This window comes from Dyadobacter jiangsuensis (assembly GCF_003014695.1).
Lineage (GTDB): Bacteria > Bacteroidota > Bacteroidia > Cytophagales > Spirosomataceae > Dyadobacter > Dyadobacter jiangsuensis.
The window spans coordinates 226,902-252,564 of sequence record NZ_PYAS01000009.1; the positions used below are offsets into that span (position 1 = coordinate 226,902).

Genomic DNA, 25,663 nt, shown 5'->3' on the forward strand with positions numbered 1-25,663 from the left:
CGTTAATAGCCCCGCAGCTCGATATCGTAAGACTCCATCATTTCAACCCGCTTACCCATCTTTTTCTGGATGATTTTGAAATGATGGACGTCTTCGGGGCAGATCAAAGATATTGCCTCACCCGGATTCTCAGCTCGTCCCGTCCGGCCAATGCGGTGGACGTAATCTTTCGGAGACCTCGGCAGTTCGAAATTGATCACATAAGGTAAAAACTGGATGTCGATTCCGCGTGACGCCAGGTCTGTCGCAACGAGCACATTCAGCTTTCCGGATTTAAACTTATTTAAAGCCTCGGTGCGTGCACCCTGGCTTTTTTTGCTATGCATGGCCATGGCGTCGATGCCATTCTTTTTCAGTTTCTCGACAAGATTATCGGCTGTCCGAGTTGCCGAAACGAACACCAATACCTGCCTCATTTGCTGCGATTTGATGATATATCTCAACAGCGGCCCCTTCCGGTCAGGATCCACGAAATAGCCTGTTTGTTTGATCAGGTCCAGGTTTTGTTCTTCCTCTTCGATTTCAATGCGAAGCGGGTTTTTCAGTTGATTTTTATTGATTTTATCCACCTCGTCTCCCAAAGTGGCGGAGAAGAGAATACTCTGACGATTCTTGGGAAGGAGGAAGAAAATGTCCCGCATTTCATCCGCAAAGCCCATATTCAGCATCTTGTCTGCCTCATCGAGTACCAAAATGCGTGTCTCCGATAAGCTGAGCGCTTTATAGGAGATCAGTTCAAGCAACCTGCCGGGCGTTGCCACCAATATTTCAACATGCTGCATGGCGATCATTTGCGGATTGATCGACACCCCGCCAAATACTGCCAGCGTTTTTACCTTGCGTGGAAGCCGCTCGCCGAAGGTCTGAAAAACCGCGCCTATTTGCACCGCAAGCTCACGGGTAGGAACCAGTACCAACGCAGTGATGTGCCTGTTTTTTGCGGGCGGCCTGTTTTGAAACGATTCCAGAATAGGCAGCACAAAGCTTGCCGTTTTTCCGGAACCCGTTTTGGCGATGCCGAGCACGTCGTTTCCTTTCAAAATGGCTGGAATTGCGGCCTGCTGAATCGGATACGGTTGAGTATAATTCTGTTCAGCAATGGTTTTTAGTAATGGTTCGGACAATCCAAGCGATTGGAAGGAAGTTGCGTTCTCCGGCATGCGGTCATTTGTTTTGTGATCGGTGCAAAGATAGGACTACCTGCGCAAATGCTACCTGTCGGACCGGCTGCCAAAAACTTTCGATCACCAGCATTTATCACAACCATGTCATACAACCGCAGGGAATTCCTTCAAATATTAGGGTTTGGTGCCCTACAATTGGGTGTAATCAGTGCCATTCCGGCCTCGGCGTGGGCGTCGTCGCTCAGCTACGGACAATTGCCGCGCAGCTCGCCGGAAGCGCAGGGGATGTCTGCCAAAGGCATTCTGGATTTTGCCAATGCCGTCGAAACCGACCGGCTGAACCTGCACAGCCTGATGGTCCTGCGCCAGGGAAAAGTAGTCGCCGAAGGCTGGTGGGCACCCTATGCGCCGGATTTGAAGCATACATTGTATTCACTTAGCAAGAGCTTCACTTCCAGCGCGATTGGTCTGGCGGTGGCAGAAGGGAAGCTGAAAGTGGATGACAAAGTCGTTTCGTTTTTCCCGGACGACAAACCTGCCACAGTAAGTGCAAATCTCGCGGCTATGCGCGTACGTGACCTGCTCAGCATGTCGACCGGTCATGACAAGGACACAACCGGTAAGCTGCGCGAGTCGGGGAGTGATAACTGGGTGAAGTCGTTTTTGGCACAGCCTGTGGAGCATGAACCGGGGACTTTCTTTGTCTACAATAGCGGGGCAACCTATATGCTGTCGGCGATCATTCAAAAACTGACCAGCCAAACCCTGCTCGAATACCTTAAACCGCGGCTTTTCCAGCCGTTAGCAATCGACGATGTGGATTGGGAAGTCGATCCGAAAGGCATTAATACCGGTGGTTGGGGTTTACGGGTGAAAACGGAGGATATCGCCAAGTTCGGTCAGCTGTACTTGCAAAAAGGGGAGTATAATGGCAAGCGTATTCTTCCTGCCGCTTGGGTGGAGGAGGCTACGCGCTCGCATATCATGTCCAAGGGCAGTAACCGCAAACCCGAGGACGACGACTGGCAACAAGGCTATGGCTATCAGTTTTGGCGCTGCCGCAATGGCGCTTACCGTGGTGACGGTGCTTTCGGGCAATACTGCATTGTGATGCCGAAGGAAGATATGGTGGTGGCAATTACCAGCGAAACCGCCGATATGCAGGCCATTCTGAACCACGTTTGGAATCACATCCTTCCGACCGTGAAGGCTACCGGTGTTCCCGCCGACAAGGGCGTTCAATCCGAAATGCAAAAGAAACTGGGTTCGCTCGCATTGCCGCTTACGCCAGGAAAACCAGCATCCGAACTCGCCGCTAAAATGAGCGGAAAAGCATTTAAGTTGGCTGAGAATGAGTTGAAAATTAATAAAGTATTCTTCGAATTTGAGAAAGGCTGGTGTTTGTTTCGCGTAACCGATGATAAGGGCGAGCACCTTGTGGTAAATGGTTTAGGCAATTGGAAAATTGGTTTGACCGATTTATCGACTCTGCCGCTCAAACTCGTTCTCACGCCCGTGCCCGGCGAAAAGAAAACCAAAATAGCCGCCAACGGTGCCTGGATCGATGACACGACTTTCGAAATGACCTGGCGCTTCATCGAAACCGCCCATTACGAAACGGTAAGGTGCAAGTTTGAAGGCGATAACCTCCAAGTCGAGTTCAAAAGAAGCCTCGCGATCATTGGAAATACCAAAGACCCGCGGCCGGTTTTGAGTGGGAAGGCGATTGTGTAGCGCACGCTGTTTGTCAGTTCAGTTTTTTATATTTGTGTGAACCAATTTAAACACAACACACTATGAGAATAACAATCGATTGGAATAAACTGAAACTGGCAATGGCTGGTAAAAGAAAAGTAGACAAAGTCACGAGGGAAAAGCAGGATACAACCGAATACCTGTTGAGTAGCAAGGAAAACAGGGAAAGATTGCTCAGAGCGATCGCAGATCTGGAAAATGGAAAGAATTTCCATGAGAGGGCGCTTATTGAAGAGTGAAGCTAATCTTTCACGATGAAGGGTGGGATGACTACCTTCATTGGCAGCACACAGATAAGAAAATCCTGAAAAGGATTAACGAATTGATAAAGGATTGCAAAAGATCTCCTTTTGATGGAATCGGAAAACCCGAGCCGTTGAAGGGAGATCTTTCCGGTTGTTGGTCCCGCAGGATAGACGAAGAGCACCGCCTGGTATATTCGGTGACACCCGATGCGATCAAGATCTTGAAATGCAGGTTTCATTATAAAAAGTGAGTCTGGCAAAATCATTCAAACTCGAAAGATTTTCATATCATTAGCATTCAAATCTTTAACAAAAACCACAAACATGAAAAAGAACATTTTCCTTGCCCTTTTGATGATGGTGATCGCATTCGGGGCGAATGCGCAGAAATTCAGGGGGCTGGATAAGAGTCCGCGTGATATCGCCTATTTCCCGGACCATTTCGCGCATGATCGCAAGGATGGCGAAAAGGCGTTGGTGAAGGTGGCATACAGCCGCCCTTTTTTGAATGGTCGTGAAATCTTTGGAAAGAAGGAGCCGTATGGCAAAGTGTGGCGCCTGGGCGCGGATGAGTCAACCGAGATCAAATTTTATGAAGACGCTACTTTTGGCGGCAAAAAGGTGAAAGCAGGTACTTACTCGATGTTCGCTATCCCGAATGAAAAGGAATGGACGATCATTCTGAGCAGTGATGTGGATTATTGGGGCGCTTATAAATACAAGGAAGCTAACGATGTGCTGCGAATCGTGGCTTATGTGAACAAAGTAGAAACGCCGATTGAGAATTTCTCAATTGTTTTCGAAAAAGGAGCGTCCGACAGGGAAGCTAAAATGTATATGGGCTGGGAGAAGACCACAGTGCTGGTGCCTATCTCGTTCTGAGACCTTTGAAATGGCATAATTCTTTCCTTAATGTGATCTGAACCAACAAATCCACAACAATGGCAGATGTAAATGATCAGATCGAACAGTTTTTTGAAGCATATGAAAAACGGTTTGCGGAAGGGCTTGCCGGTAATCAGGTAGCGGAGGAAACGGCTACTGCATTTGCCGACTTTTTTGTCGAGGCCAGCCCGAACGGCGTCATTGGTGGGAAAAATGATCAGGAATTTCGTGATCGGGTGCCCGAAGGCTACAACTTTTACCGCACCATCGGTATTACTCAAATGCAAATCCGGCAGCTGGACATTACCGAGCTTAATGAGTTGCATCACATGGTGGAAGTGTATTGGGAATCGTTTTATGAAAAGGACGGCAAGCCGGATTCAATCGAATTCAGCGTGATTTATCTGTTGCAGCATCGGAACGGGACGCTGAAAGTGTTTGCTTATATTACCGGTGACGAACAGGCTGTTTTGAAGGAAAGAGGCCTGGTTTAGCCGTCGGATACTGGCATTATTATTGTAAAAGCTGATCGGGAGTGTGATACTCCTGATCAGCTTTTTTACATTAATATCACCAAACATGAAGAACCAGTGCTTAACGATAATTGCAATACTCGCTGTAATATCGGCGGTTAGCTGCAACAATGAAAAGAAGGAAAAAGACGAAGCAATGCAAAGCGGCGCCGATTCTGTGGTTACAGTGACCGACAGCCTCAGATTGCCTGCGCCGTTTGCGACAGAATCTGTGGAAAACCGGCCGGAAGAGGCTGGCTGGCCTGACGGCAAAATGCCCGTGGCGCCCGAAGGTTTTGTGGTAACAAAATTCGCCGACAAGCTCAATAGTCCGCGTTGGACTTATATTGCTCCCAATGGCGACATTTTCGTAGCGGAATCAGCTACGCGGAAAAGTGCTGACAGGATCACGCTCCTGCGCGATGTGAATAAGGACGGTACGCCCGAAATGCGGGAGATTTTTCTTGAAAAACTCAACAAACCGCTCGGTATGCTGGTGCTAAACGGCTTTTTCTACGTCGCTAACACCGACGGCCTATATCGCTATCCTTATAAAGACGGTGAGACCAAAATCACTTCGAAAGGGGAGAAAATAGTGGAGTTGCCGGCGGGAGGTTATAATAATCACTGGACACGAAACCTGCTGGCAAATGCAAACGGCAGCAAAATTTATATTTCCGTCGGCTCGGCAAGCAATGTGGCCGACCACGGCATCGACGAAGAAAAACGGAGAGCGAATATCCTGGAAGTAAATCCCGACGGCTCGGGTGAGCGCATATACGCGAGCGGGCTGCGCAATCCCGTAGGAATGGATTGGGCCCCAGGCTCGAATGTGCTTTGGACGGCTGTGAACGAGCGGGATAAGTTGGGCGATGAGCTCGTGCCGGATTACATTACCAGTGTGAAAGAAGGCGGATTTTATGGATGGCCCTATGCCTATTTTGGGCAAAATGAAGATCCGCGCAGGAAAGGAGAACGCCCTGACCTGATAGCGAAGACGATTGTGCCCGATGTACCCGTCGGCTCGCATACGGCATCACTGGGGCTGGTGTTTTATGACAAAACCATGTTTCCTGCAAAATATCACAATGGCGCATTCGTAGGACAGCACGGCTCCTGGAATCGCTCGACGCTTTCAGGCTATAAAGTGGTTTTTGTGCCATTTAAGAACGGTAAGCCGTCGGGAAAGCCGCAGGATTTCCTGACGGGCTTTGTAGAAAACGAGAAGAAGGTATATGGTCGACCAGTGGGTGTAACTGTGATGAACGATGGTTCATTGCTCGTGAACGACGATTCCGGAAACGTCATCTGGCGGGTGAGTGCGAAGTAGGAAATTGTTGGATATGGGAAATAGAATAGCGGCCTGGGGAATCCCCAGGCCGTTTTTTGTGGCATCACTAAAAGTTTTTTTGATTTTTCTTGCAAAAATATACCGATCAGTATATTTTTGTCATGTCAATTTCAACTCACAGACAACGCCGGTAAGTACCGGTTTTAATTTTGTCAAATAATATACCGATTGGTATATTTAAATTTAAAAAAGCAATGAAAACTACTGGAAATACAATCCTTATCACTGGCGGAAGTGCCGGTATCGGTCTCGAATTCGCGAAAGCATTTGCCGCAAAAGGTAATCATGTAATCATCACCGGTCGCAATGAGGAACGTCTGCAAAAAGCAGCGGCGCAGCTGACCAATGTAACGCCGATCGTATACGATGTGGTCGATAAGCAAGCGACCGATGAGCTTGTGACACGCCTAGAAAATGAATTCCCTGATTTGAATGTGGTCATCAACAATGCAGGTAAGGCTGCTTACTATCATTTGGATGGTGATCAGGATGCTGCAACACTGGCTGAGGAGGAGATTACTACCAATTATCTGGCTATTATCCGTCTGAATCAAAAGTTGCTCCCACTGCTCAAAAAGGCGGATGAGGCGGCTATCGTGACAGTTTCGAGCATTGCGGGCCTCGTTCCTAACCATTTCCTTCCTACCTATGCTGCGAGCAAGGCCGCATTGCATTCCTATACGCAGTCGCTGCGCATTGCGCTGGGTAAATCCACCAATGTTAAAGTATTCGAAATACTGCCTCCGCTGGTGGACACCGAGTTTTCTGCTGAAATCGGTGGTGCTACGAATGGTATTCCTGCTAAACAGGTAGCCGACGAACTCGTTGAAGCTTTTGAAAACAATACCTATGAGATCCTCACAGGCCGTACTGCTGATGTTTTCAATCTCTTTTTGAGCAATCCCACTGCCGCTTTGCAGGCGATGAACCCCGGCGTGGAGCTGCAAACAGCCTGACGGAAACCATACAGAAAGTAACCTTCAATACACAAAAATCGCAGCCGGTATGAGACAGAAAATCGCTTTTGCCATGATCATGGGGATCGTTACGACGGGGATAATTTCCTTTACTTTGATCTCTGTAAATATTGGATTTGTTGCCAATTTTTTGGTGATTTGGCTCAAATCTTGGAGCATGTCGTATCTGATCGTCATCCCGGCAATCCTGCTGATTGGCCCGAAGGTGCAGAAACTGGTCGACGACATCTTTAAAGATACACTGACTCAGGAGGTTGACTAAACGTTCCTGATGTCCTGGATCAAATAATCAAACTGTATGAAAAGAGTAGTAGTTACCGGCCTGGGGGTTATTTCTCCGCTGGGGAATTCTGTGGAGGAATTCTGGCAAAATATTGTAGATGGTAAAAGCGGTGCTGCTACCATCACTAAAATGGATGTTTCCAAATTCAAAACACAGTTCGGTTGCGAAGTGAAGGACTTTCATCCCGAAGACTATATCGAGAAGAAAGAGATCAAAAAATACGATTTGCATACCCAGTATGCGATTGCGGCGTCGGACACGGCGATCAAGGACGCAGGTTTGGACTTTGCGAATATCGATCTGGAAGACCGCCACGATATGGGCGTGATCTGGGCAACCGGAAACGGGGGTATGGGCACGTTCGAAGACCAGTTGCTGGAATTCCACGCGTCGGGTGGGGTTCCACGTTTCAGCCCTTTCTTCATCCCCAAAATGATCGTGGATATTGCGGCGGGTGTGATCTCGATCCGCCACAAGCTGCACGGACCTAACTACTGTACGGTTTCCGCATGCGCTTCTTCGAACACCGCGTTGATTAGCGCATTCGATACCATTCGCATGGGTAAAGCCAAATTGATGGTTGCAGGTGGTTCAGAAGCGGCGATTATCTACTCGGCATTGGGTGGTTTCAGTGCGGCACAGGCACTTTCCAAAAGAAATGACGACCCCGCAACGGCTTCGAGACCGTTCGATAAAGACCGCGATGGCTTTGTAATGGGCGAAGGTGCTGCGGCATTGATCCTCGAAGACCTGGAATATGCCAAAGCGAGAGGTGCCAAAATATATGCGGAAATCGTCGGCGGCGGAATGGCGGCGGATGCTTATCACCTCACCGGCACACCTCCGGACGGCATGGGCGCAGCATTGGGTATGAGAAAGGCCCTCGCCGAAGCCGGTATTACCCCCGACAAGATCGATTACGTGAATGCGCACGCGACTTCAACAGGCCTGGGCGATATGAGCGAGCTGCAAGGTATGAAAACCGTGTTCGGCGATCACCCGGTAGCGATCAGCGCGACTAAATCCATGACCGGCCACTTGCTGGGTGCGGCTGGGGCGTTGGAAAGTATCGTCAGTGTTTTGGCAGTGAAGAACGATATTATCCCTGGTACCATCAATACCGAGAACCTCGACGAGGCGATCCCGGAAGGCATGAATATCGTGTTGGGTAAATCGCTGAACCAGACTGTGAATTATGCGCTGAACAACACCTTCGGTTTCGGAGGACACACAGCGACTTCCATATTCAAAAAATACACGGAGTAGGGCATTGCCTCACTCCGTGATTTCCGAAAGGACTTCTACAACCCCGTTTTCATCGTTGCTTTTGGCGATGAAACGGGCTATTTTTTTGATATCCGGATGCGCATTCGCCATCGCGTACGAGTAATGCGCTTTTTGCAGCATCTCAAAATCGTTGAGGTAATCCCCGAATACCATCGTTTGCTCGGCTGTTACGTTAAATTTTTCCTGCAAAACTTCCATTGCACGGCCTTTGTTGGCCTTCTTGTGCGAAATATCCAGCCAGATAGGCCCGGAAACTTTCACTTGCAGGGCCTCCTCATATTTTTTGTAATGCGGGTAGCTGTTCACTTCGGAACCGGCAAGGTCGCATAATGTGAATTTCAAAAACTGGTCATCTGTAATTTCCAGCAGGTCGGGCACTACCTCGTATCTTTCGAAATAGAGTTTGAGGTGGTTGATGAACTCCTCGTCGTCATTCTCAACGTAAGCCTTTTTCTTCCCGCAGATGATCGGGTAGGTGTTTTTGATTTTTCTTGAAATCAATATCAACTCATGGGTAATCTCAGGATCGATCGCCTGGATATGGATTTCTTCACCGTTAAAAACCACATAACTGCCATTTTCGGCAGCGAAAATGACTTCGTCCTTTACCACATCGAGGGTTTTGGCGAGGTTGAAATACTGACGACCGCTGGCGGCGACGAAAATGATCCCGTGATCTTTAAGTTTTCTGAAAACAGGGAAAAAGGATTCGTGGATTTCGTGTTTGGAGTTCAAAAGCGTACCGTCCATATCGGTAGCCACCAGCCGGATGTCGGAAAATGTCATACTTGATTAAATATTGCCTTACTAATCAAGCCAAATAGGCCGACTATGGTTCCTCTTTTACTGCTTTTTTAGAATATTCGGTACTGTACGCCCACACGCCAAACGCGCATATGAAGGTCGGTAGGGCCGCCTGCCCAATCGTTGAGCCAGTTGGTAACGCCGTGCGCGTAACTGACTGCCAGCCCGAGCCGTTTGCCGGATATTTTCGCTTCGATCCGGGGACGAAAATCGAGCCCGGGAGCGAGGCCGTCGCGATCGGTGGTTTTGTCGTCTTCAAATACCTCTTTTACAACCAGGCGGCTGGAACTGCTGAGGCCAATCCCGAAATCGGCGCCGCCACGTAGCGAAAGGTTCAGGTTTTCGGCCAATGGAAAGTTGTATCCCGCACTTGGGAAAATATTGATGAAATGGTTGCGGGTGATACTGTAAGCATTTTCGGTTTTGAAAATCATGTCGTCGATCTGATACTCCTCGATATTGACACGCGCGCGGAGGTTTTCATAGCCGGCTTCCAGTCCCAGCAGGAAGTGATTTTTGAATTCGTGTTGAACAGTCAGGTTTGCACCATAAGTGTAAGTGGGTACGCTGCCTAAATAGCCGGCGGCGCTTGGCAGGCAGTTGCAGAAAAGCCCTCCGGTACTGACAGTAGTCGTTTTTTGGGCGCTGGCACCGGTAAAACGTGAAGTACCGGAGTTGATGCCGACGGAAAAAGTGGTGCGTTGAGCGAGGCCGATCTGGCAGATGAACAGGAAAGGAAGGATGGAAAGTATTTTCATGAACCTGGGTTTTTTGGAATGGAAACTGTCTGGTTGACACGATAGATCAACCAACGGTTGCATAGCGAAGCGGTTAAATTTCAATGAGAAATATCCCTTTCCGACGAACCGCCACGAACCTGACAGTATTTTTTGCTGTTTCGAAAACACGGTCCACACCACATCGACAGCCTGATGAAATTTTCGAAGTACTACCTCACCGCATTTGTTTCATTTGTGATCTGGGGCTTTTTCAGCCTCGCCCTTAAACCGTTGAAGGGATATCCGTCGCTTGACATCCTTTTTTACCGCGTGTTCATGTGCGCGGCGGTGATGGCGGTAATCAGCTTGTTTGTACGGGTAAAAGTGCTGAAAGAGAGCATCGCGGCATTCAAGGCAATGCCCGTGCAGCGGAAACGGCAGGTAGCATTCCTGACATTGATCGGCGGGGTATTGCTGACCGCCAACTGGTTTTTCTTCATTTATGTGATGAACCACATCAGCGTGAAGGCCGCTTCGTTCGCCTACCTGGTTTGCCCGATCATGACGACGGTGATCGCCTTTTTCGTACTGGATGAGAAGCTCAGCAAATGGCAATGGACGGCGGTAATGCTCAGTGTTTTGAGTTGTATATTATTGTCATTCAATAATATAGCGGACATTCTTTATAGTCTGATCGTCGCGGCTTCGTATGCATTCTATCTTGTAAGCCAGCGCAAGAATGCGGGTATCGACAAGTTTCTGGTGCTCACAATCCAGATCGTTTTTTCGGCATTGCTATTGCTGCCTTTTTATCCAAAATACAGCGCTGAGCTGCCTACGGAGGCTTCATTTTACATACTCATCACACTGATTGCGGTCGTTTTTACGATCATTCCGCTGTTTATGAACCTGTATGCATTGCAGGGGGTAACCTCTTCCACAATGGGTATTTTGTTGTATATCAACCCATTGATGAATTTCGCGATCGCATTGTTCTATTTCCATGAACCGATCAACTCGGTGCAGATTACTGCTTATTCGTTGATCCTGCTATCAATCATTATTTTCAATGAGCGGTTTATTTTCGGTCGGGGCCGAACCGCTGTTGCCTGATTTGCGATATGCAGCTGAGCGGATAAAACCGCCGAAATGGAAGGTTTCAAAGGTCAGATAGTAGCCATTGTCGTCAAAATGCAGTGGCATGTCAGGGAGTTGATCCGCTTCCACGTGACTGATATTTTTGAAGAAAACATACATAGACCGCAGCAGGGTTTTCTGCCAGATTCGATGGAGGTTTTTGTCGATATGAAAGTCGGTAAAGAGCCATAACGCACCATTTTTGAGCATTTTATCCAGCTTCCGGAAAACTACAAGGGCCCGTTCATGACTGAAATTATCGAAAAGAAATGGCGTCATGATCACGTCATATTGTGCAGGCGCGGCATAGTCCTCGATATCGGCATGAATGAACGTAATCTGATTGTCCCTAAAATTCCTTTTCCTCGCGAGATCCAGCATTTTGGAAGAAATTTCCACGTAATCGATAACCAATCCTGCCGGGTGTAGTTTTGCCATTTCTTCCAGTATCCAGCCTGTTCCCCCGCCTACGATAAGCACACGTGCAGGCGAGGTGATACAGGGCAGCAACGCCTGCTGCGCGCGGACGATCGATTTTCCGAATACCAGCCTGCTGAGTCTGTCATAGTTCGCGGCAATGCGGTCATAGTTGTTCAGCATGGCTAATGCAGGTTTTGATGTGCAAAAAAGCTGCCCGCAATCCCGCACAAAGCTTTCACAAGTAGCAGCCCATCGATCACAATCAGATAGAACAAAATGCTCTGCCGCCTTTGCAACGAAAATGCGACCACCAGCAGGCACACGAAAGGTACCATATTGAAAAGGATGGTCGGAATACCGAAATGCCGGTAAATGGCAAATGCCAGAAATGCAACGAGGCCGACGAGCAGAAGCGGTATCAGTACGGCATAGATGGTTTTCCGAAGTCCTATTCTCACGGCGAATGTTTTCAATTCGATATTCGCGTCGTCCTCATAATCCTTCATATCGAACATAATGGCGTTGACGGTGCAGAACATCCAGTTTTTAGTGAAAAGCCAAAGCATTAGCAGGGGCTCATCGACGGTTATGCCCCGTTCGATCCGCAGGGCCGTTACCGGAAAGAGGTTGACGCATCCTGCCCATACAAAGCCGATCACGAATGCTTTCAGCCAGCCAGTGTGGCGTAGGTTAAATGAAATAAGGGATTTGGGAAGCAAACCATAATACAGGATCGCGGCAAGGGGCACAACGGATAAAATCAGCCAGTAATAAATCGGCAAATGCACGATCGCATGGAAGTTTTCAACCAGATACCAGGCGCTGAGCAGCGCGCAAATACTGAACAGGAACACCTGGCTTCCCCGCACAAACCGATAATGCTGCCGGTACCATTCCGTTCGGGGATTGGCGGAAACTTTCGGGATCACCGGCCCCGAGTAGGCGATGGTGTAATAGAATACCGTTGTACAGAAAAGCAGCATGTAATAGGCTGGCGAATTGAGCGGGACATTCAGCTGAAAAGCAGTTTCCAGGGATAATGCCACCGCCAGAACTCCGACGAAGTAATTGGCAAAAAATACAAATGCGATAATCCTATTTAACATATCTGCCTGTGAACCAGTATGCCACACATGCCTGGTGCTGGAATAATATAATTAAAATATCAATTTAGAATTTTTTAAGAGCGTACGGAAAGCGTCATAGCGATTTCCTACATTAGGCAACGATATTTCTTAAACCACCAATTCCATGAAAAAAATCTATTTGCTCCTGACGCTTTGTCTCTCCAGTCAAACTACCCTTGTTTTTGCACAAAGTAAAGATCCTGTCAGGAAGGACCCTGTGGTGGAAAGCATCGTAAAGGAGGCCACTGACAATTCGCAACTGGAAAAGCTCGGCCATGAACTAATGGATGTGATCGGTCCAAGGCTCGTGGGATCGCCTCAAATGCAGCAGGCGCACGACTGGGCAGTGGCTAAATACAAAGATTGGGGTATCAGCGCAAAAAACGAAAAATGGGGCGAGTGGCGCGGCTGGGAACGCGGCGTGTCGCACATCGATATGGTGGCGCCCCGCGTGAAGTCGCTCGAGGGAATGCAGCTTGCATGGAGCCCCGGCACGAATGGTAAGACGGTAACTGCCGATGTGGTGATCCTGCCCGACGTAGCCGATTCCGTCGCATTTCAAAAATGGCTGCCTTCCGCCAAAGGTAAGTTTGTGCTGATCAGCATGAACCAGCCTACTGGCCGCCCCGACTATAACTGGCAGGAGTTTGCCACGAAAGAGTCGTTTGACAAGATGAAAAAAGACCGCGACGTGCAGACCGAGGCTTGGGCCAATCGGTTGAAAAAGACCGGTTACTCTTCCCGCGCATTGCCGCTTGCATTGGAAAAAGCAGGCGCGGCGGGCGTGGTAATGTCTTATTGGTCAAAGGGTTTTGGGGCCAATAAAATCTTTGGTGCTTACACGAAAGCCATTCCAACGGTGGATATTTCACTCGAAGATTACGGTTTGCTGTATCGTCTCGCCGAATCGGGGCATACGCCGAAAATCAGCGTTCGTGCCGATGCGAAGGAAACCGGCATAAGCCAGACATTCAACACGGTAGGGGAGATCAAAGGCACCGAAAAGCCGAACGAATATGTGATCCTCTCCGCGCATTTCGACTCCTGGGACGGCGGTAGCGGCGCTACCGATAACGGCACCGGGACGCTCGTGATGATGGAAGCCATGCGCATTCTGAAAAAAATATATCCCAACCCCAAACGCACGATCCTGGTCGGGCATTGGGGAAGCGAAGAGCAAGGGCTGAATGGCTCCCGGGCATTTGTGGAGGACCACCCGGAGATCGTGCAGAATATTCAGGCGGTGTTCAACCAGGACAATGGAACGGGCAGGGTCGTGAACCTATCTGGTCAGGGCTTTTTGAATGCCTATGAATACCTTACCCGCTGGCTTTCCAAAGTTCCGGAGCCGATCCGCACACCGATCCAGACTTCGTTTCCCGGTGCTCCCGGAACCGGCGGCTCCGATTTCGCCTCTTTCGTAGCGGCGGGCGCGCCGGCGTTCTCATTGAGCTCGCTGAACTGGTCGTACGGCACCTACACATGGCATACCAACCGGGATACTTACGACAAGATTGTATTCGACGACGTGCGCAGCAATGCGATACTGGCGGCAATTCTGGCTTACCAGGCGAGCGAAGATCCAACCAAAACCTCGCGCGACAAGAGTATACTGCCGCTCGATGCCAAAGGCGTGCCGGGAGCATGGCCTGAGCCGCGCAAGCCTACACGCCGCGGCGGATTGGATTAATCCCGTCATAACCCATTTCTGAAAGCAAAGGCATATATTGTCTTTGCTTTTTTATTAACCCGAATTTCGAGTCCAATGCAAATAGAGATCATACAGGAACCTATCGAAGACGTGCTGATCGTCCGCCCGTTCGAACAGAGTACCGAACCCGCCAACCAGGAAATGTTTAAAGCAGAAAAGGGAGAAATGTGGTGGTATTCTTCGAAAGAGCTGTGGTTAGGATTAGGAAAAACACCTAAACTCCCCGCTGTTACCAAAATTTTCCGCTCGCTTTTTTTCAAGCGAAAAGACCGTTGGCCAGCGCATATCACGCTCGACGCACGGGGGCGCGGGGCCGATTGGATCGGTTATGCGGTGAACGGGATTGTGTTGGGAGGATATGATCTTCAACTTTACAAGACAGAGCCGAAAGTGGTAAGTGCGTTTTTTAAATCAGGCACATTGTCGATTTTGGCTGATGAAGGTTCGGATGCGGAGCAGTCGGTGGATAATGCATTGAAAACGGCTCTTGTACAAATCCGCATTATGGATTTGATGAATGCGCCATCCAACCATAAAAAGCCGGCAACGCTGGCCGAATGGGCAAGGAAGTCGGGTGCGGAGCATGGCTACGCGGTGGAGATATTGGAGAAGGCGGCGCTGGAAGAACAGGGTATGCATGCATTGCTGGCTGTGAACCAGGGAAGTGATGAACCGCCGGTGATGATTGTTTCGGAATATAAGCCGGCGCATTACACCCAAACGGTGGCGCTGGTGGGCAAGGGAGTAACCTTCGATACGGGCGGCATTTCGATCAAGCCATCGGCCAATATGCATTTGATGAAAAGCGATATGGGCGGAGCTGCGGCGGTTTTGGGGACAATCGAACTGGCGGCACAACTGAAATTGCCTGTTCGCATCATCGGTGTGATTCCTTCCACCGAAAACTCAGTCGACGGCTCGGCCATGAAACCCGGGGATGTGATCGGTTCCTATGCGGGCAAAACGATAGAAGTGATCGATACCGACGCAGAAGGCCGCCTAATCCTCGCCGATGGCCTGCATTATGCCGTCAAAAATTATCAGCCGGATGTGCTGATTGACCTCGCAACGCTTACCGGAAGTGTTATCCAGACGCTTGGCTACGAAGCGGCAGGGTTGTTTACGCCCAACGACCATCTCGCGGCGGAGCTCATTCAGGCAGCCGACGAAACCGGCGAACGGCTGTGGCGACTGCCAGTTTGGGATGAATATAAAGAGGAGATCAGCTCTGATATTGCGGATCTAAAAAACTACCACGGCAAGCCGCTGGCCGGTGCGATTGTGGCCGCCAAGTTCCTGGAAGTATTCACTGCGGAACATCCCGCGTGGGCGCATCTGGACATTGCGGGGATGGCGTTTGGAGATACCGAGTTTGCACCCGGCCGTGCCGGAACGGCCTATGGTGTGAAGTTACTGATCGCGTACCTGTCGAAACTTGCGGGTTAGTGCTTCAAGCCCCGGTATAACGGAAATTTAACCGGGGCTTTTCTTGCCAAAATGGTTCTTTTTGCTAGATTTGAGAATATATGCTTTGCGGCATGGCTCGTCCGCAGATGCCGCTACCGTCCACCAAATCACATTTTATGACCCGAACTCTGACTTTTCTCTGCATTTCCACCTATTTCAAGGGCAACGATTTTTTGCAGGCGCTGAAAGACGCTGGTAACAAGGTTTTTTTGATCACCGCGAAAAAACTGGAAGATAAACCTTGGGTCAGGGATGCCGTGGATGAGTTTTTTTATGTGGAGGAAGGCGAGGATGGTACTTATAACATGAATGAGATCATCACCGGCCTTGCGTATGTGATGCGTACGCGCCCGATCGACCGCGTGGTGGCGCTCGATGATTTCGATGTGGAGAAAGCGGCGCATATCCGCGAGTATTTCCGGATTCCGGGTATGGGCCAAACTACCGGTCGCTATTTCCGTGACAAGCTGGCAATGCGTACAAAAGCATTGGAATCGGGCATTCTTGTCCCCGGCTTCTCGGCACTTTTTAATGATGATGAGATCAACCGTTTTATCGCGAAATATCCCGGCCCGTGGATGATCAAACCGCGTTCGGAGGCGTCGGCTTTGGGTATTCAAAAGCTAAGTACCGCCGAGGAACTCTGGAACACCATCCATGAACTGGGAGATAAGCGCCATGCCTACCTGGTGGAACAATACAAGCCGGGGGATGTCTATCACGTGGATTCGATCTCTTACAACGGTATTGTTATATTTTCCTGGAATAGTAAATACCTGGCGCCACCCTTTGACGTGGCGCATGGCGGGGGCATATTCCGTTCCGTTACAGTGCCACTAGATTCCTCCGAGGAGCATGCATTGCAGACGATTGCGGTGGATTTGCTGAAAGCTTTTGGATTGAAACATAGCGCTTCACACACCGAGGTAATCCGTTGCCATGACGACGGTAAGTATTATTTCCTCGAAACATCGTCCCGCGTAGGCGGCGCGCACCTTTCGGAGATGGTCGATGCCGCGTCGGGTATTAACCTCTGGAAAGAATGGGCCAGGATGGAAACCGCAGAGGCCAAGGGTGAAAACTACAAATTGCCCCCTGTACGGAAGGAATATTCCGGCATTATCATCTCACTGGCGCGCCAGGAGTGGCCTGACCAGTCGGTTTTCAATGACCCGGAAGTGGTATGGCGCATGAATGAGCCGCATCATGTCGGGCTGGTCGTAAGATCGAAGTCCCGCGACAAAGTGCTGGAACTGATGGATAAGTACGCCGCCATTGTTCAGAAAAAATACCACGCTTCCGCGCCGCCCCCAAAGAAGCCGGCGCATTGACGTTTACTTTTTCGGAGGAGGCACATTGGTAGCCAGGTAATTTTCCAGGCTTCTGAATTGCGCCGTCCAGTATTCTTCAAACAGGTTGATCCATTGCTGTACTTCGCTGAAACCATCCTGATTCAGCACGCAATACCGTTCGCGGCCTTTTTCCTCGATATTGATAAATCCCGCATTTTGGAGGATTTTGATGTGTTTGGAAACCGCGGGACGGCTGATGTCGAAATTCTCCGCGATGGCATTGATCGACCGTTTTTCTTTGGCGACCATCATTAATATCTCCCTCCGTCCGCGGTCTGCCAGGGCCTGGAAGGCGTCCACTGTTTCCGTGCTCATAAAAAATGTGCTTCGAAAGCCTTTTTAAGTGATTTGTTGACAATTTTCTTCCAGCCCATTTCCATAATGAAGCTCGTTAGCATGTTTTTCGGGCCTGTAAACCCGGTGTGTTCCAGCCGCAGCTCGGTGCCGCCATCTTTGGGTTCCAGAATCCAGGTCACGACAGTGTCCAGCGTAGTGACGCCGGGCTTTGGTCCGCCTTTAAAACTGTAAGAGAGCCTCTTCAACGGTTCTATTTCCAGGATCTTGTGATACATGATCCCATCCCAGTTTTGTGCGGGCCGTGGCTTTTGCTGAGTTTGGCATTCGAAACCTATTTCGGGTTTGAAGTCCTTCATCGGGCTCCATTTGGTGAGGATCTCGGGATTAGTAAGGCATTCCCAGATCATCTCGGGAGGATAGGGGTAAAACCATTTCAGTTTGATGTCGCGTTTCATAAAGCGTAACTTTTTAGTTACACAAATTTATATGTAACTTTTTTGTTACGCATTTTTTTTAAAAAAAAGTTTTTTGTAGAACGGTGTTACCAAAAATGAAAGTGAGCGTCTAAATGGTGGACTTAAACATCATTGATATGAAGGAGGTTGAAAATTCGCAATTGCTGAGTGCCGTAAAACAGCTGATTGAGGAAAGCAGAAGAAATGCTGCATTAGCTGTGAATGCCGAGATAACTTTACTGCATTATCATGTCGGTAAAAAGATAAATCAGGAGATTTTGAAGGACGGTAGAGCTGAATATGGAAAAAGCGTTTTGCGCGAACTCGGTTTCAAGTTAGTTGTAGATTACGGGCCGGGTTGGAGTATGAAGCATTTACTTCATTGCTCGAAGTTCGCTTCGGTGTTTTCAGACGAATCGATTGTCTCCGCACTGCGGAGACAATTTAGTTGGACACATTTGAAAACGTTGATGTATATCGAAAATGCTTTGAAGCGAGAGTTCTATATCGAAATGTGCAAGCTGGAAAGATGGTCGTCCCGCCAGTTGCAAGAGCGCATCCAATCCATGCTCTACGAACGAACTGCTATCAGCAAAAAGCCCGAGGACGCGATCATCAACGATCTCCAACTCCTGAAAAGCGAACAGAAACTAAACCCTGATCTTGTTTTCAAGGACCCTTATTTTCTCGATTTCCTGGGTTTGAAGGATGCGTATTCCGAGAAAGACCTTGAAGCATCGATTATCGTGGAGTTGCAGCGGTTCATCATTGAAATGGGTACCGATTTCGCATTCATGGCGCGGCAGAAGCGGATTACCATTGATCACCGGGATTACTTCATCGACTTACTCTTCTATCACCGGCGATTAAAATGCCTGGTCGTAGTCGATCTGAAAATGGGAGAGTTTGAAGCCGGTTTTAAAGGGCAAATGGAGCTTTACCTGCGGTTTTTGGAGAAGTACGAGAAGATACAGGGAGAGAATGATCCTATCGGGCTGATCCTATGTTCTGGTAAAAGCAGCGAGCACATTGAATTAATGCAGCTGGGTAATAGCAACATCCGCGTTGCCGATTACCTCACGGCGCTGCCTTCGCAGCAGATTTTGCAGGAGAAGCTGCATAAGGCCGTGGAGATTGCCCGCCACAAAATGGAGCAACGTGATTTGCCCAAAACAAAAACAGGCCTGCCGGATGACTAGCAGACCTGTTTTCGTTATGTTTTGAATCTGGATTAAACCAGCTTAAATGCCTGACGGCCCAGCAGTACCCAGCTCCCTTTTACTTTTTGGAATACCATTAACACACCGAGCTTCACTTGCGCAGGGTCTTTGCCCTTATTAGCTGTGTCGCCGAACAACTTGTGACGAACCAATGCGACATCGCCGGAAATGGAGATCGTCTGGTCGGTGAGATCGATTTTGGTGAACTTGGATTCTTCACTCACGAGGGCGCGGATGAACTCCTTCTGATCTTCCAGCAGGCCGTTGGAGTGGCCGTATGAGAGTGAAGGAGAGGTTAGTTTTTTCAAATCGGCCTCATTGGCGCTGATAATGGCGGTTTTGAGCTTTTCAACCGTAGCGGCAACGGCTTTTTCATCGGCGCTTTGAGCGAATACAAATGCATTGCCTATTAAAAGGAATGCCAGGAGCAAGAGTGTTTTTTTCATCGATTAATAAGGAATTAGGATAAAATTTCGGCCAGAATACTTCGGCGGTCTGCGGTCAATGGTCGGCGGTATTAAATATCAACCCGCTCCATTTTCGGGGAAAATACATGCATTACTCCCCACGCAAGCAGGTAAGCGAACCCGCATATGATGAAAATGACGTTGTATCCTCCGCCGATGTTCCCGGCAGCCTTGTAGTTGTCGAGAATAATCCCTACCAAAAGAGGAAAGAAGATGCCTCCTACTGATCCGGCCATACCACCGATACCGACGACCGAACTTACAGCCTTTTTAGGAAACATATCCGAGGCCGTTGTAAAAATATTTGCACTCCACGCCTGGTGCGCAGCTGCTGCCAGACTTATCAATACCACCGCCTGCCAAATGTTGGTTGTGTATTGAGCGGCCATAATAGGCATTACCAGGAATGCGAAAATGAGCATGGAAGTCTTTCTGGCGCGGAACACAGGCCAGCCCTTTTTGATAAAATACCCTGACAAGTACCCGCCGCCGATACTGCCCACTGTGGTTGCAGTATACACGATCACCAGCTCCGGGCTTGGTTTGGAAAGATTCAGTTTGAATGCCTCGGCGAAATAGGAGGGCAGCCAGTAAAGGAAGAACCACCAGATCGGATCGGTGAGCATTTTACCGAATACAAATGCCCACGTTTGCCGTATTTTGAAGAGTTGAAGCCACTTAACCGGTGCTTCTTTGCTCGTATCAGCTTCGTTGTCGCTGTGTATGTAGTCGTATTCGGCCTGGTTGATGCGCGTTTGTTTCGCAGGAAGTTCGTAATACCGCCACCAGAATATCAACCACACAAAACCGAGTGCACCCGTGATCAGAAATGCTTCCTGCCAGCCATAAGCGCCCAGAATCCAGGGCACCATAATGGGTGCGACCACCGCGCCGATATTGGCTCCGGAATTGAAAATGCCCGTTGCCAATGCCCGCTCTTTTTTAGGAAACCATTCAGCAGTTGCCTTGATCGCCACCGGAAAGTTACCCGCCTCGCCAAGCCCGAGAATGGCCCGCATGAATCCGAAACTGAATGTGCCCGTGGCGACCGCATGCAGCATGGCCGCGATGCTCCAGACAACCACCGAGATTACGTACCCGATTTTAGTACCGATTTTATCGATGATAGCCCCGAAACCGATCAGCGAAAATGCATAGGCAGCTTGAAATGCCATGACGATATGGCTGAAATCGGATTCCGTCCATCCGAAATCGGCTTCCAGGGTTGGTTTGAGCAGACCTAACACCTGGCGGTCGAGGTAGTTAATGGTCGTTGCGCAGAACAGGAGCGCTACTACACGCCAGCGGTAGCTGGTCTTTGGGGTCTCCACCTGGAGTTCCGCTTGTTCAGGATTGTGAGAGAGCATATTCCGTTCTTTCTAGAAGCGTTTTAAGTGTTTCAGTGATACCGTTTTGCGTAATGGATTGGAGATATTTGAGGATGGAGCTGTGTACAGATTCGATTTTATTCAGATCACGGCCCCAGATCGATTGTTCTTTCAATATTGCCTGCACCATGTCGGGCAGCGATGCCATTTGCCATTTCTGATAAAAGAACGGGGCTTTCGGGTCCTGGATCAGGTAAGGGGTGCCGTCGAGGCGGCCGTAATAGTTGTCGCCCTCTTTCTTCACGGCTTTCATGAAGTAGATATAGACCGCCAGCCCGAAAGTCATGTATTCGGGTAAATAGCCATTCTTCGCCTCGTAATTAAGGTAGGTTGGAATGACCCGCGAAAGAATCTTGGCAGAATAATTCTGGTTGATATTGAACCATTTGTGTAAAATGTGGGGGTTGCGGAAGCGGTCGGCAACCTGCCGGCTGAATGCCAGCGCGACACCCGGACGAACATCGTACGGGATGGCGGTCGCAATTTCGCTTTCCATTAAATGTGTAATAAATGTCGAAAAGAACGGGTCGTTCATCGCTTCGACCACAGTTTTGAAGCCGCACAAGTGTGCAAGCCCGCCCCCGAGCGTGTGAGGGCCGTTCAGCAGCCGCAGTTTCAGTTCACGGTATTGTTCAATATCCGGCTCGATAATCAGGCCTTCGTCAATGCCGTAGAAACCGATTTTCTGACGGATGCGCTCGTCGCCTTCGATGGCCCACAAATGATAATGCTCGGTTGTAATGAGCAGTTCATCGCGGTAACCGAGTTCTTCTTCGAGTTCTTTCAACCGCGTTTCGTCCGGTTTGCCGGGTACAATGCGGTCGACGAGCGAGTTGCAGAAGAAATTGCATTGTTCGATCCAGTCGATGAAAGCGCCTTCCAGACCGTTGCGGTGGGCGAGTTCAAGGATAATGGATTCGAGTTTTTTGCCATTATCCGCGATCAGTTCGGTCGGGATAATCACTACGCCAAAATCAGGATTGCCGCCGAATGCCACATAACGTGCATACAAAAAAGCCAGCAGTTTGCCGGGAAACGACACTGGCGGCCACTGGTAAATATCGTCCTGTACGAGCTGAATGCCGGTTTCTGTGGTATTTGAAATAACAATACTGACAGCAGGATTTTTGGCCAGATCCAGTACGAGCGACCATTGCGTTTTCGCGGAAAGTACCCGGCTGATGGCCGATGAAATGATATTTTCCTCCTTTGCTTCACCATCCTGAATGCCGCGGGAGCAAATCGTATATAGGTTATCCTGTCGATCGAACGCCTTGGTATCACCCTGGTCCGTGGATTTCACGACCACGATCCGGCCATTGAAGACGCCCTGCCGGTTAGCTTTGTCGATAAAATAGTCAGCCAGGCCACGCAGGAATGCGCCGGTGCCGAATTGCAGCACTTTTTCCGGCAGCTGGAACACGGAATCATCGGCCACGACGACGCCTGGCTGGCTCCTGAGCTGGCGTAGATTTTCCCGGAAGAGATAGCCCATAGCAATGAGATTTACTTTTTAATAACCTGTTTCAACAACCAACCGGCGAGGTCCTTACCTGCCTCGAAATTCTCGAAGCTGGTATCGATCCTTCTGCCGTCAACATATTCATTGTAGAGCCACGGGTCGCCCACAGCGAACACGGTGCCCTTACCATACCTGGAAATTCCGAAAATGACGTCGCCCTGGTCGGTCAGCAAAGGGTTGGCCGGCGGTGTAAGGGCAAGTGGTGAGAGCTCTTTGATGTAAATTTTTTCTGTGTGAGGAAAAACGGCTTTCGCCTCGGCGGGGATGAGCAGCCTGCCTTGCTCGAACTGTGTCCCTTGTACCATATTTCGGTTCTTGCTCGTAAACCGAATGCCGAACTTCGCAGCGAGTTTGTTGAAATGCGGGATTTCGCAATTAGCGGTGTCGTTGGCCATCAGTACCAGCACGCCGCCTGATTTGACCCATTTCTCAATTTCGGCAATGGATTTCTCGTCGATAAAATGCGGCTCGGGTGTTTCCTTTTTGGTATCCGGGTCGACGATGATGTAAACGTCAATGCCTTTCAAGCCGGCGGCATCAGGCGAGGCGGGGAGCGACACGGTTTGGGCACCGAGCTCACGGAATGTATTCCCCCAAAGCCAGAAGCCCGAATGCATCCGGTCTTCCCAGGTATAGTGAAATTGCTCTGGTTGGCCGGTAAGGTCTTTCCGTGTTTCGTGGTTGAAATAGTAATCCAAACCAACTGTTTTGCCTTTTCCCGCTGCATTCTCCGCCGCAATCTCCATTTCAATACTCGCAAAAATGAATGGGCCGATGCCTTTCAGATCGTTTTTGCGGATGGGCTCACTGAGGTAGTATTCGTAAGTGCCATCGCGGTAAGGCGTGCCGCCAAGGCCGCCTACACTCACGGTTTTATTTAAACTTAAAGTGCCGTTCGCTTCCTTCTCGACAAAATTTTGAAGGATTCCCTGGTAACCTTTCTTCGCATTTGCCGCGAATTTTTCAGGAATGTAGCCCAGTCGCGCGCCTTTCGCGAGCGCATATACGAACATGCACGAGGCGGATGCTTCAAGGTAGTTGCCGGCACGCTTGCCCTGGTCGATTACCTGGTACCAGGCGCCGGATGCGGGATCCTGGTATTTGGCCAGCACGGGTGCTAACCGTTGCAAATAGCCAGTAAGCTGTGTCCTGCCCGGGTGCTGTGCCGGCAGGTAGTCGAGCACATCCACGAGCGCGATGGCATACCAGCCAATGGCCCGCGCCCAGAAGCTCGGTGAGCGACCGGTGGTTTTATCGGCCCATTTCTGCTCGCGGCTTTCGTCGTAGGCATGGTAAACGAGTCCTGTTTTTTCGTCGACGGCATATTTTTCAATCAATGCGAATTGCTTCACAATGTCGTCGAAATGCTCGGGATGATGGAAAACAGCGCTGTACTCCGCCGCAAACGGCTCGCCCATAAACAGGCCGTCGAGCCACATTTGGTTGGGGTAACGCTTTTTGTGCCAGTAACCTCCTTCTTTGGTGCGGGGCTGCTCTTCGAGTTGCTTCCAGAGCAGGTCGGCGGCTTTTTTGTATTTCTCTTTGTCGGGCTGAGATTGCTGGTATAAGGTTAGCAATGCACGACCCGGCGGGATATTATCGATATTGTACTCGTCGGCACGGTAGGTGCGGATGCTGCCGTCGGGGCGCACGTACTGGTCGATGTCCTTCCGGATGTATTCGAAATATTTGCCTTCGCCGGTGCGGTACCACACTTTTTCGATGGCTTTCAGCATTAATCCCTGTTCGTAGTCCCATTTGGTTGCCGTGTTTTTGCCGACAAGAATCGAATCTTTATGATTAGCCATGAAAGAGTCGGCCATTTGACGAGATAGCGGCAGTTCCTGTGCAAACGACGATATTGTCGTAAAACAGGCGATCCAGAGGGGAATTTGACGGAAACGAGGTAGAGAAATGTCCATTTGAAACGGGTTATGGCTTTGAAATATGGACAAAATCCTCGCGCATAGGCGTGAAAATGTCCACCAGCATACCAGCCGAAAGACACAATGCACCATGCACAACGTGCGGCGGAATGTAGTACACATCGCCCTGCCGCAAAACCTGCTTCCGCTCACCGATCGTGATTTCGAACTCGCCGCTTTCGACGTAGCTCATCTGGGTGTGGAAATGGTTGTGCAGCGTGCCGATCCCGCCTTGTTCGAACGCGACTTTGACCATCATCAGGTTATCGTCGTAGGCCATGATCTTGCGTTTCAGCCCGCCTCCGAGGTCTTCCCAGGCGATTTCGCTGTCGGACACGAATTCTCTTGCTTTCAATGCTTCCATCATCTGAGATCGCCGATCAGTACCGGGTCCATGTCTGTATAATCCTTGTTTTCACCGGCCATTCCCCAAATGAATGCGTAGTTGGAAGTGCCGCAGCCAGAATGGACCGACCATGGCGGAGAGATCACCGCCTGCCGGTTGGCTACCCACAAATGCCGGGTTTCCGAAGGTTCGCCCATTAAATGCAGTACCCGCTGGTTTTCAGGTACATCGAAATAGCAATAAGCTTCCATGCGCCGGTCGTGCACGTGGGAAGGCATGGTATTCCAAACGCTGCCCGTTTGCAGTACCGTAAGCCCCATCACGAGCTGGCAGCTCTGAATACCGTCCAGGTGAATGTATTTATAAATGGTGCGATGGTTTGATGTTTCCATGCTGCCGACAGTCGCCGGCGTTGCGTCTTCTTTGGTAAAAAGTCGCGTAGGGTGCGTATGGTGCGCGGGTGAGGAAAGCAGGTAGTAAGCAGCTGGTTCCGAAGGGTTTTTGCTGGAAAGCAGTACTTCTTTGGTCCCTTTTCCTACATACACACAACCCAGTTTACTGATCTCGAAACGCTCGCCATCGGCAATTACTTCGCCATCGCCGCCGATATTGATGATGCCTATTTCGCGTCTTTCGAGGAAATAGGAGGCTTTCAATGTATCGAACACCGGGATTGCCAGTGGTGTGGCCAGCGGAATGGCCCCGCCGATGATCACGCGGTCGTAATGGCTGTACACGAAATGGATCTCGCCATCCCGGAAAATATCTTTGACAAGGAAATTGTCGCGCAGGGTATCGGTATCCATTTGCGCTACTTCTTTCCGGCTGCTTTCAAATCTGATTTGCATGTATGCGGCTGCTTTTGAAGTTCTTTGTATGAATAGGTT

Annotated in this window: 27 protein-coding genes; 14 read left to right on the forward strand and 13 right to left on the reverse strand. The window is 49.6% G+C overall.

What is annotated here, in order from left to right; translation table 11 throughout:
- Positions 1–2: 2 nt before the first annotated feature.
- Positions 3–1,160 (reverse strand): DEAD/DEAH box helicase, encoded by a 1,158-nt coding sequence (locus CLV60_RS19575; protein ID WP_106597055.1) that lies wholly within the window; start codon positions 1,158–1,160, stop codon positions 3–5.
- A gap of 105 nt (positions 1,161–1,265) precedes the next feature.
- On the opposite strand from CLV60_RS19575, the gene CLV60_RS19580 reads away from it, so the two are divergent.
- From CLV60_RS19580 to fabF, 9 genes are all read left to right on the forward strand, one after another.
- The gene (locus CLV60_RS19580) at positions 1,266–2,858 is read left to right on the forward strand and encodes a serine hydrolase domain-containing protein (protein ID WP_106597056.1); all 1,593 of its coding nucleotides are present in this window, start codon (positions 1,266–1,268) and stop codon (positions 2,856–2,858) included.
- Positions 2,859–2,920: 62 nt separating this feature from the next.
- Positions 2,921–3,118, forward strand: a complete 198-nt coding sequence (locus CLV60_RS19585) for a type II toxin-antitoxin system Phd/YefM family antitoxin (RefSeq protein ID WP_106597057.1) — start codon at positions 2,921–2,923, stop codon at positions 3,116–3,118.
- Positions 3,115–3,375 carry a Txe/YoeB family addiction module toxin gene (locus CLV60_RS19590; protein ID WP_106597058.1) on the forward strand — a complete coding sequence of 87 codons (261 nt, stop codon included), beginning with the start codon at positions 3,115–3,117 and terminating at the stop codon, positions 3,373–3,375. The genes CLV60_RS19585 and CLV60_RS19590 overlap by 4 nt, the downstream gene beginning before the upstream one ends.
- A gap of 73 nt (positions 3,376–3,448) precedes the next feature.
- Complete coding sequence (locus CLV60_RS19595) at positions 3,449–4,006, forward strand: DUF2911 domain-containing protein (protein ID WP_106597059.1); 558 nt, start codon at positions 3,449–3,451, stop codon at positions 4,004–4,006.
- A 59-nt stretch (positions 4,007–4,065) separates the two neighbouring features.
- Positions 4,066–4,503, forward strand: coding sequence for a DUF6841 family protein (locus tag CLV60_RS19600; protein WP_106597060.1), 438 nt, complete (start codon positions 4,066–4,068; stop codon positions 4,501–4,503).
- A gap of 85 nt (positions 4,504–4,588) precedes the next feature.
- Positions 4,589–5,851 carry a PQQ-dependent sugar dehydrogenase gene (locus CLV60_RS19605; RefSeq protein ID WP_106597061.1) on the forward strand — a complete coding sequence of 421 codons (1,263 nt, stop codon included), beginning with the start codon at positions 4,589–4,591 and terminating at the stop codon, positions 5,849–5,851.
- Between the two features lie 215 nt (positions 5,852–6,066).
- Positions 6,067–6,828, forward strand: a complete 762-nt coding sequence (locus tag CLV60_RS19610; protein ID WP_106597062.1) for an SDR family oxidoreductase — start codon at positions 6,067–6,069, stop codon at positions 6,826–6,828.
- A 49-nt stretch (positions 6,829–6,877) separates the two neighbouring features.
- Positions 6,878–7,111, forward strand: a complete 234-nt coding sequence (locus CLV60_RS19615; RefSeq protein ID WP_106597063.1) for a DUF2798 domain-containing protein — start codon at positions 6,878–6,880, stop codon at positions 7,109–7,111.
- A gap of 36 nt (positions 7,112–7,147) precedes the next feature.
- Complete coding sequence (fabF, locus tag CLV60_RS19620; protein ID WP_106597064.1) at positions 7,148–8,398, forward strand: beta-ketoacyl-ACP synthase II; 1,251 nt, start codon at positions 7,148–7,150, stop codon at positions 8,396–8,398.
- Between the two features lie 9 nt (positions 8,399–8,407).
- On the opposite strand, the gene CLV60_RS19625 is transcribed toward fabF, so the two are convergent.
- Positions 8,408–9,205 carry an HAD family hydrolase gene (locus CLV60_RS19625; protein WP_106597065.1) on the reverse strand — a complete coding sequence of 266 codons (798 nt, stop codon included), beginning with the start codon at positions 9,203–9,205 and terminating at the stop codon, positions 8,408–8,410.
- A 68-nt stretch (positions 9,206–9,273) separates the two neighbouring features.
- Positions 9,274–9,981: an outer membrane beta-barrel protein gene (locus CLV60_RS19630; protein ID WP_170118825.1), complete on the reverse strand. Its 708-nt coding sequence runs from the start codon at positions 9,979–9,981 to the stop codon at positions 9,274–9,276.
- 174 nt (positions 9,982–10,155) lie between these two features.
- Here CLV60_RS19630 and CLV60_RS19635 point away from each other — a divergent pair, with 174 nt between their 5' ends.
- A complete protein-coding gene (locus CLV60_RS19635; protein ID WP_106597067.1) occupies positions 10,156–11,055 on the forward strand; it encodes an EamA family transporter in 900 nt (299 codons plus the stop codon).
- Here the strand turns inward: CLV60_RS19635 and CLV60_RS19640 are convergent.
- Both CLV60_RS19640 and CLV60_RS19645 read right to left on the reverse strand, forming a co-directional pair.
- On the reverse strand, positions 10,996–11,679 hold the full coding sequence (locus tag CLV60_RS19640; protein WP_106597068.1) for a class I SAM-dependent methyltransferase: 684 nt from the start codon (positions 11,677–11,679) through the stop codon (positions 10,996–10,998). The two genes, CLV60_RS19635 and CLV60_RS19640, sit on opposite strands and share 60 nt — an antisense overlap.
- A 2-nt stretch (positions 11,680–11,681) precedes the next feature.
- Entirely contained in the window at positions 11,682–12,605 is a 924-nt protein-coding gene (locus CLV60_RS19645; RefSeq protein WP_106597069.1) for a UbiA family prenyltransferase, read from the reverse strand.
- A 145-nt stretch (positions 12,606–12,750) separates the two neighbouring features.
- On the opposite strand from CLV60_RS19645, the gene CLV60_RS19650 reads away from it, so the two are divergent.
- The 3 genes from CLV60_RS19650 to CLV60_RS19660 all read left to right on the forward strand — a co-directional run bounded on the left by CLV60_RS19650 (position 12,751) and on the right by CLV60_RS19660 (position 17,135).
- Complete coding sequence (locus CLV60_RS19650) at positions 12,751–14,316, forward strand: M20/M25/M40 family metallo-hydrolase (RefSeq protein ID WP_106597070.1); 1,566 nt, start codon at positions 12,751–12,753, stop codon at positions 14,314–14,316.
- 75 nt (positions 14,317–14,391) lie between these two features.
- The gene (locus tag CLV60_RS19655; protein WP_106597071.1) at positions 14,392–15,783 is read left to right on the forward strand and encodes a leucyl aminopeptidase family protein; all 1,392 of its coding nucleotides are present in this window, start codon (positions 14,392–14,394) and stop codon (positions 15,781–15,783) included.
- A gap of 137 nt (positions 15,784–15,920) precedes the next feature.
- Positions 15,921–17,135: an ATP-grasp domain-containing protein gene (locus tag CLV60_RS19660; protein ID WP_106597072.1), complete on the forward strand. Its 1,215-nt coding sequence runs from the start codon at positions 15,921–15,923 to the stop codon at positions 17,133–17,135.
- 3 nt (positions 17,136–17,138) lie between these two features.
- On the opposite strand, the gene CLV60_RS19665 is transcribed toward CLV60_RS19660, so the two are convergent.
- On the reverse strand, positions 17,139–17,471 hold the full coding sequence (locus CLV60_RS19665) for an ArsR/SmtB family transcription factor (protein WP_106597073.1): 333 nt from the start codon (positions 17,469–17,471) through the stop codon (positions 17,139–17,141).
- Positions 17,468–17,908, reverse strand: coding sequence for an SRPBCC family protein (locus CLV60_RS19670; protein ID WP_106597074.1), 441 nt, complete (start codon positions 17,906–17,908; stop codon positions 17,468–17,470). Before CLV60_RS19670 ends, CLV60_RS19665 begins: the two co-directional genes overlap by 4 nt.
- 137 nt (positions 17,909–18,045) lie before the next feature.
- Between CLV60_RS19670 and CLV60_RS19675 the strand changes: the two genes are divergently transcribed.
- Positions 18,046–19,107 (forward strand): PDDEXK nuclease domain-containing protein, encoded by a 1,062-nt coding sequence (locus CLV60_RS19675; protein ID WP_211302259.1) that lies wholly within the window; start codon positions 18,046–18,048, stop codon positions 19,105–19,107.
- Positions 19,108–19,139: 32 nt separating this feature from the next.
- Here CLV60_RS19675 and CLV60_RS19680 read toward each other — a convergent pair whose 3' ends face one another.
- From CLV60_RS19680 to kduI, 6 genes are all read right to left on the reverse strand, one after another.
- On the reverse strand, positions 19,140–19,574 hold the full coding sequence (locus tag CLV60_RS19680) for a nuclear transport factor 2 family protein (RefSeq protein ID WP_106597075.1): 435 nt from the start codon (positions 19,572–19,574) through the stop codon (positions 19,140–19,142).
- 71 nt (positions 19,575–19,645) lie between these two features.
- The gene (locus CLV60_RS19685) at positions 19,646–20,926 is read right to left on the reverse strand and encodes an MFS transporter (protein WP_374755652.1); all 1,281 of its coding nucleotides are present in this window, start codon (positions 20,924–20,926) and stop codon (positions 19,646–19,648) included.
- Positions 20,927–20,942: 16 nt separating this feature from the next.
- Positions 20,943–22,478 carry a tagaturonate reductase gene (locus tag CLV60_RS19690; RefSeq protein ID WP_106597077.1) on the reverse strand — a complete coding sequence of 512 codons (1,536 nt, stop codon included), beginning with the start codon at positions 22,476–22,478 and terminating at the stop codon, positions 20,943–20,945.
- Positions 22,479–22,489: 11 nt separating this feature from the next.
- A complete protein-coding gene (locus tag CLV60_RS19695) occupies positions 22,490–24,427 on the reverse strand; it encodes a glycoside hydrolase family 88/105 protein (protein WP_374755653.1) in 1,938 nt (645 codons plus the stop codon).
- A gap of 10 nt (positions 24,428–24,437) precedes the next feature.
- Positions 24,438–24,794: a cupin domain-containing protein gene (locus CLV60_RS19700; RefSeq protein WP_170118828.1), complete on the reverse strand. Its 357-nt coding sequence runs from the start codon at positions 24,792–24,794 to the stop codon at positions 24,438–24,440.
- On the reverse strand, positions 24,794–25,624 hold the full coding sequence (kduI, locus tag CLV60_RS19705; RefSeq protein ID WP_106597080.1) for a 5-dehydro-4-deoxy-D-glucuronate isomerase: 831 nt from the start codon (positions 25,622–25,624) through the stop codon (positions 24,794–24,796). The genes CLV60_RS19700 and kduI overlap by 1 nt, the downstream gene beginning before the upstream one ends.
- Positions 25,625–25,663 lie beyond the last annotated feature (39 nt).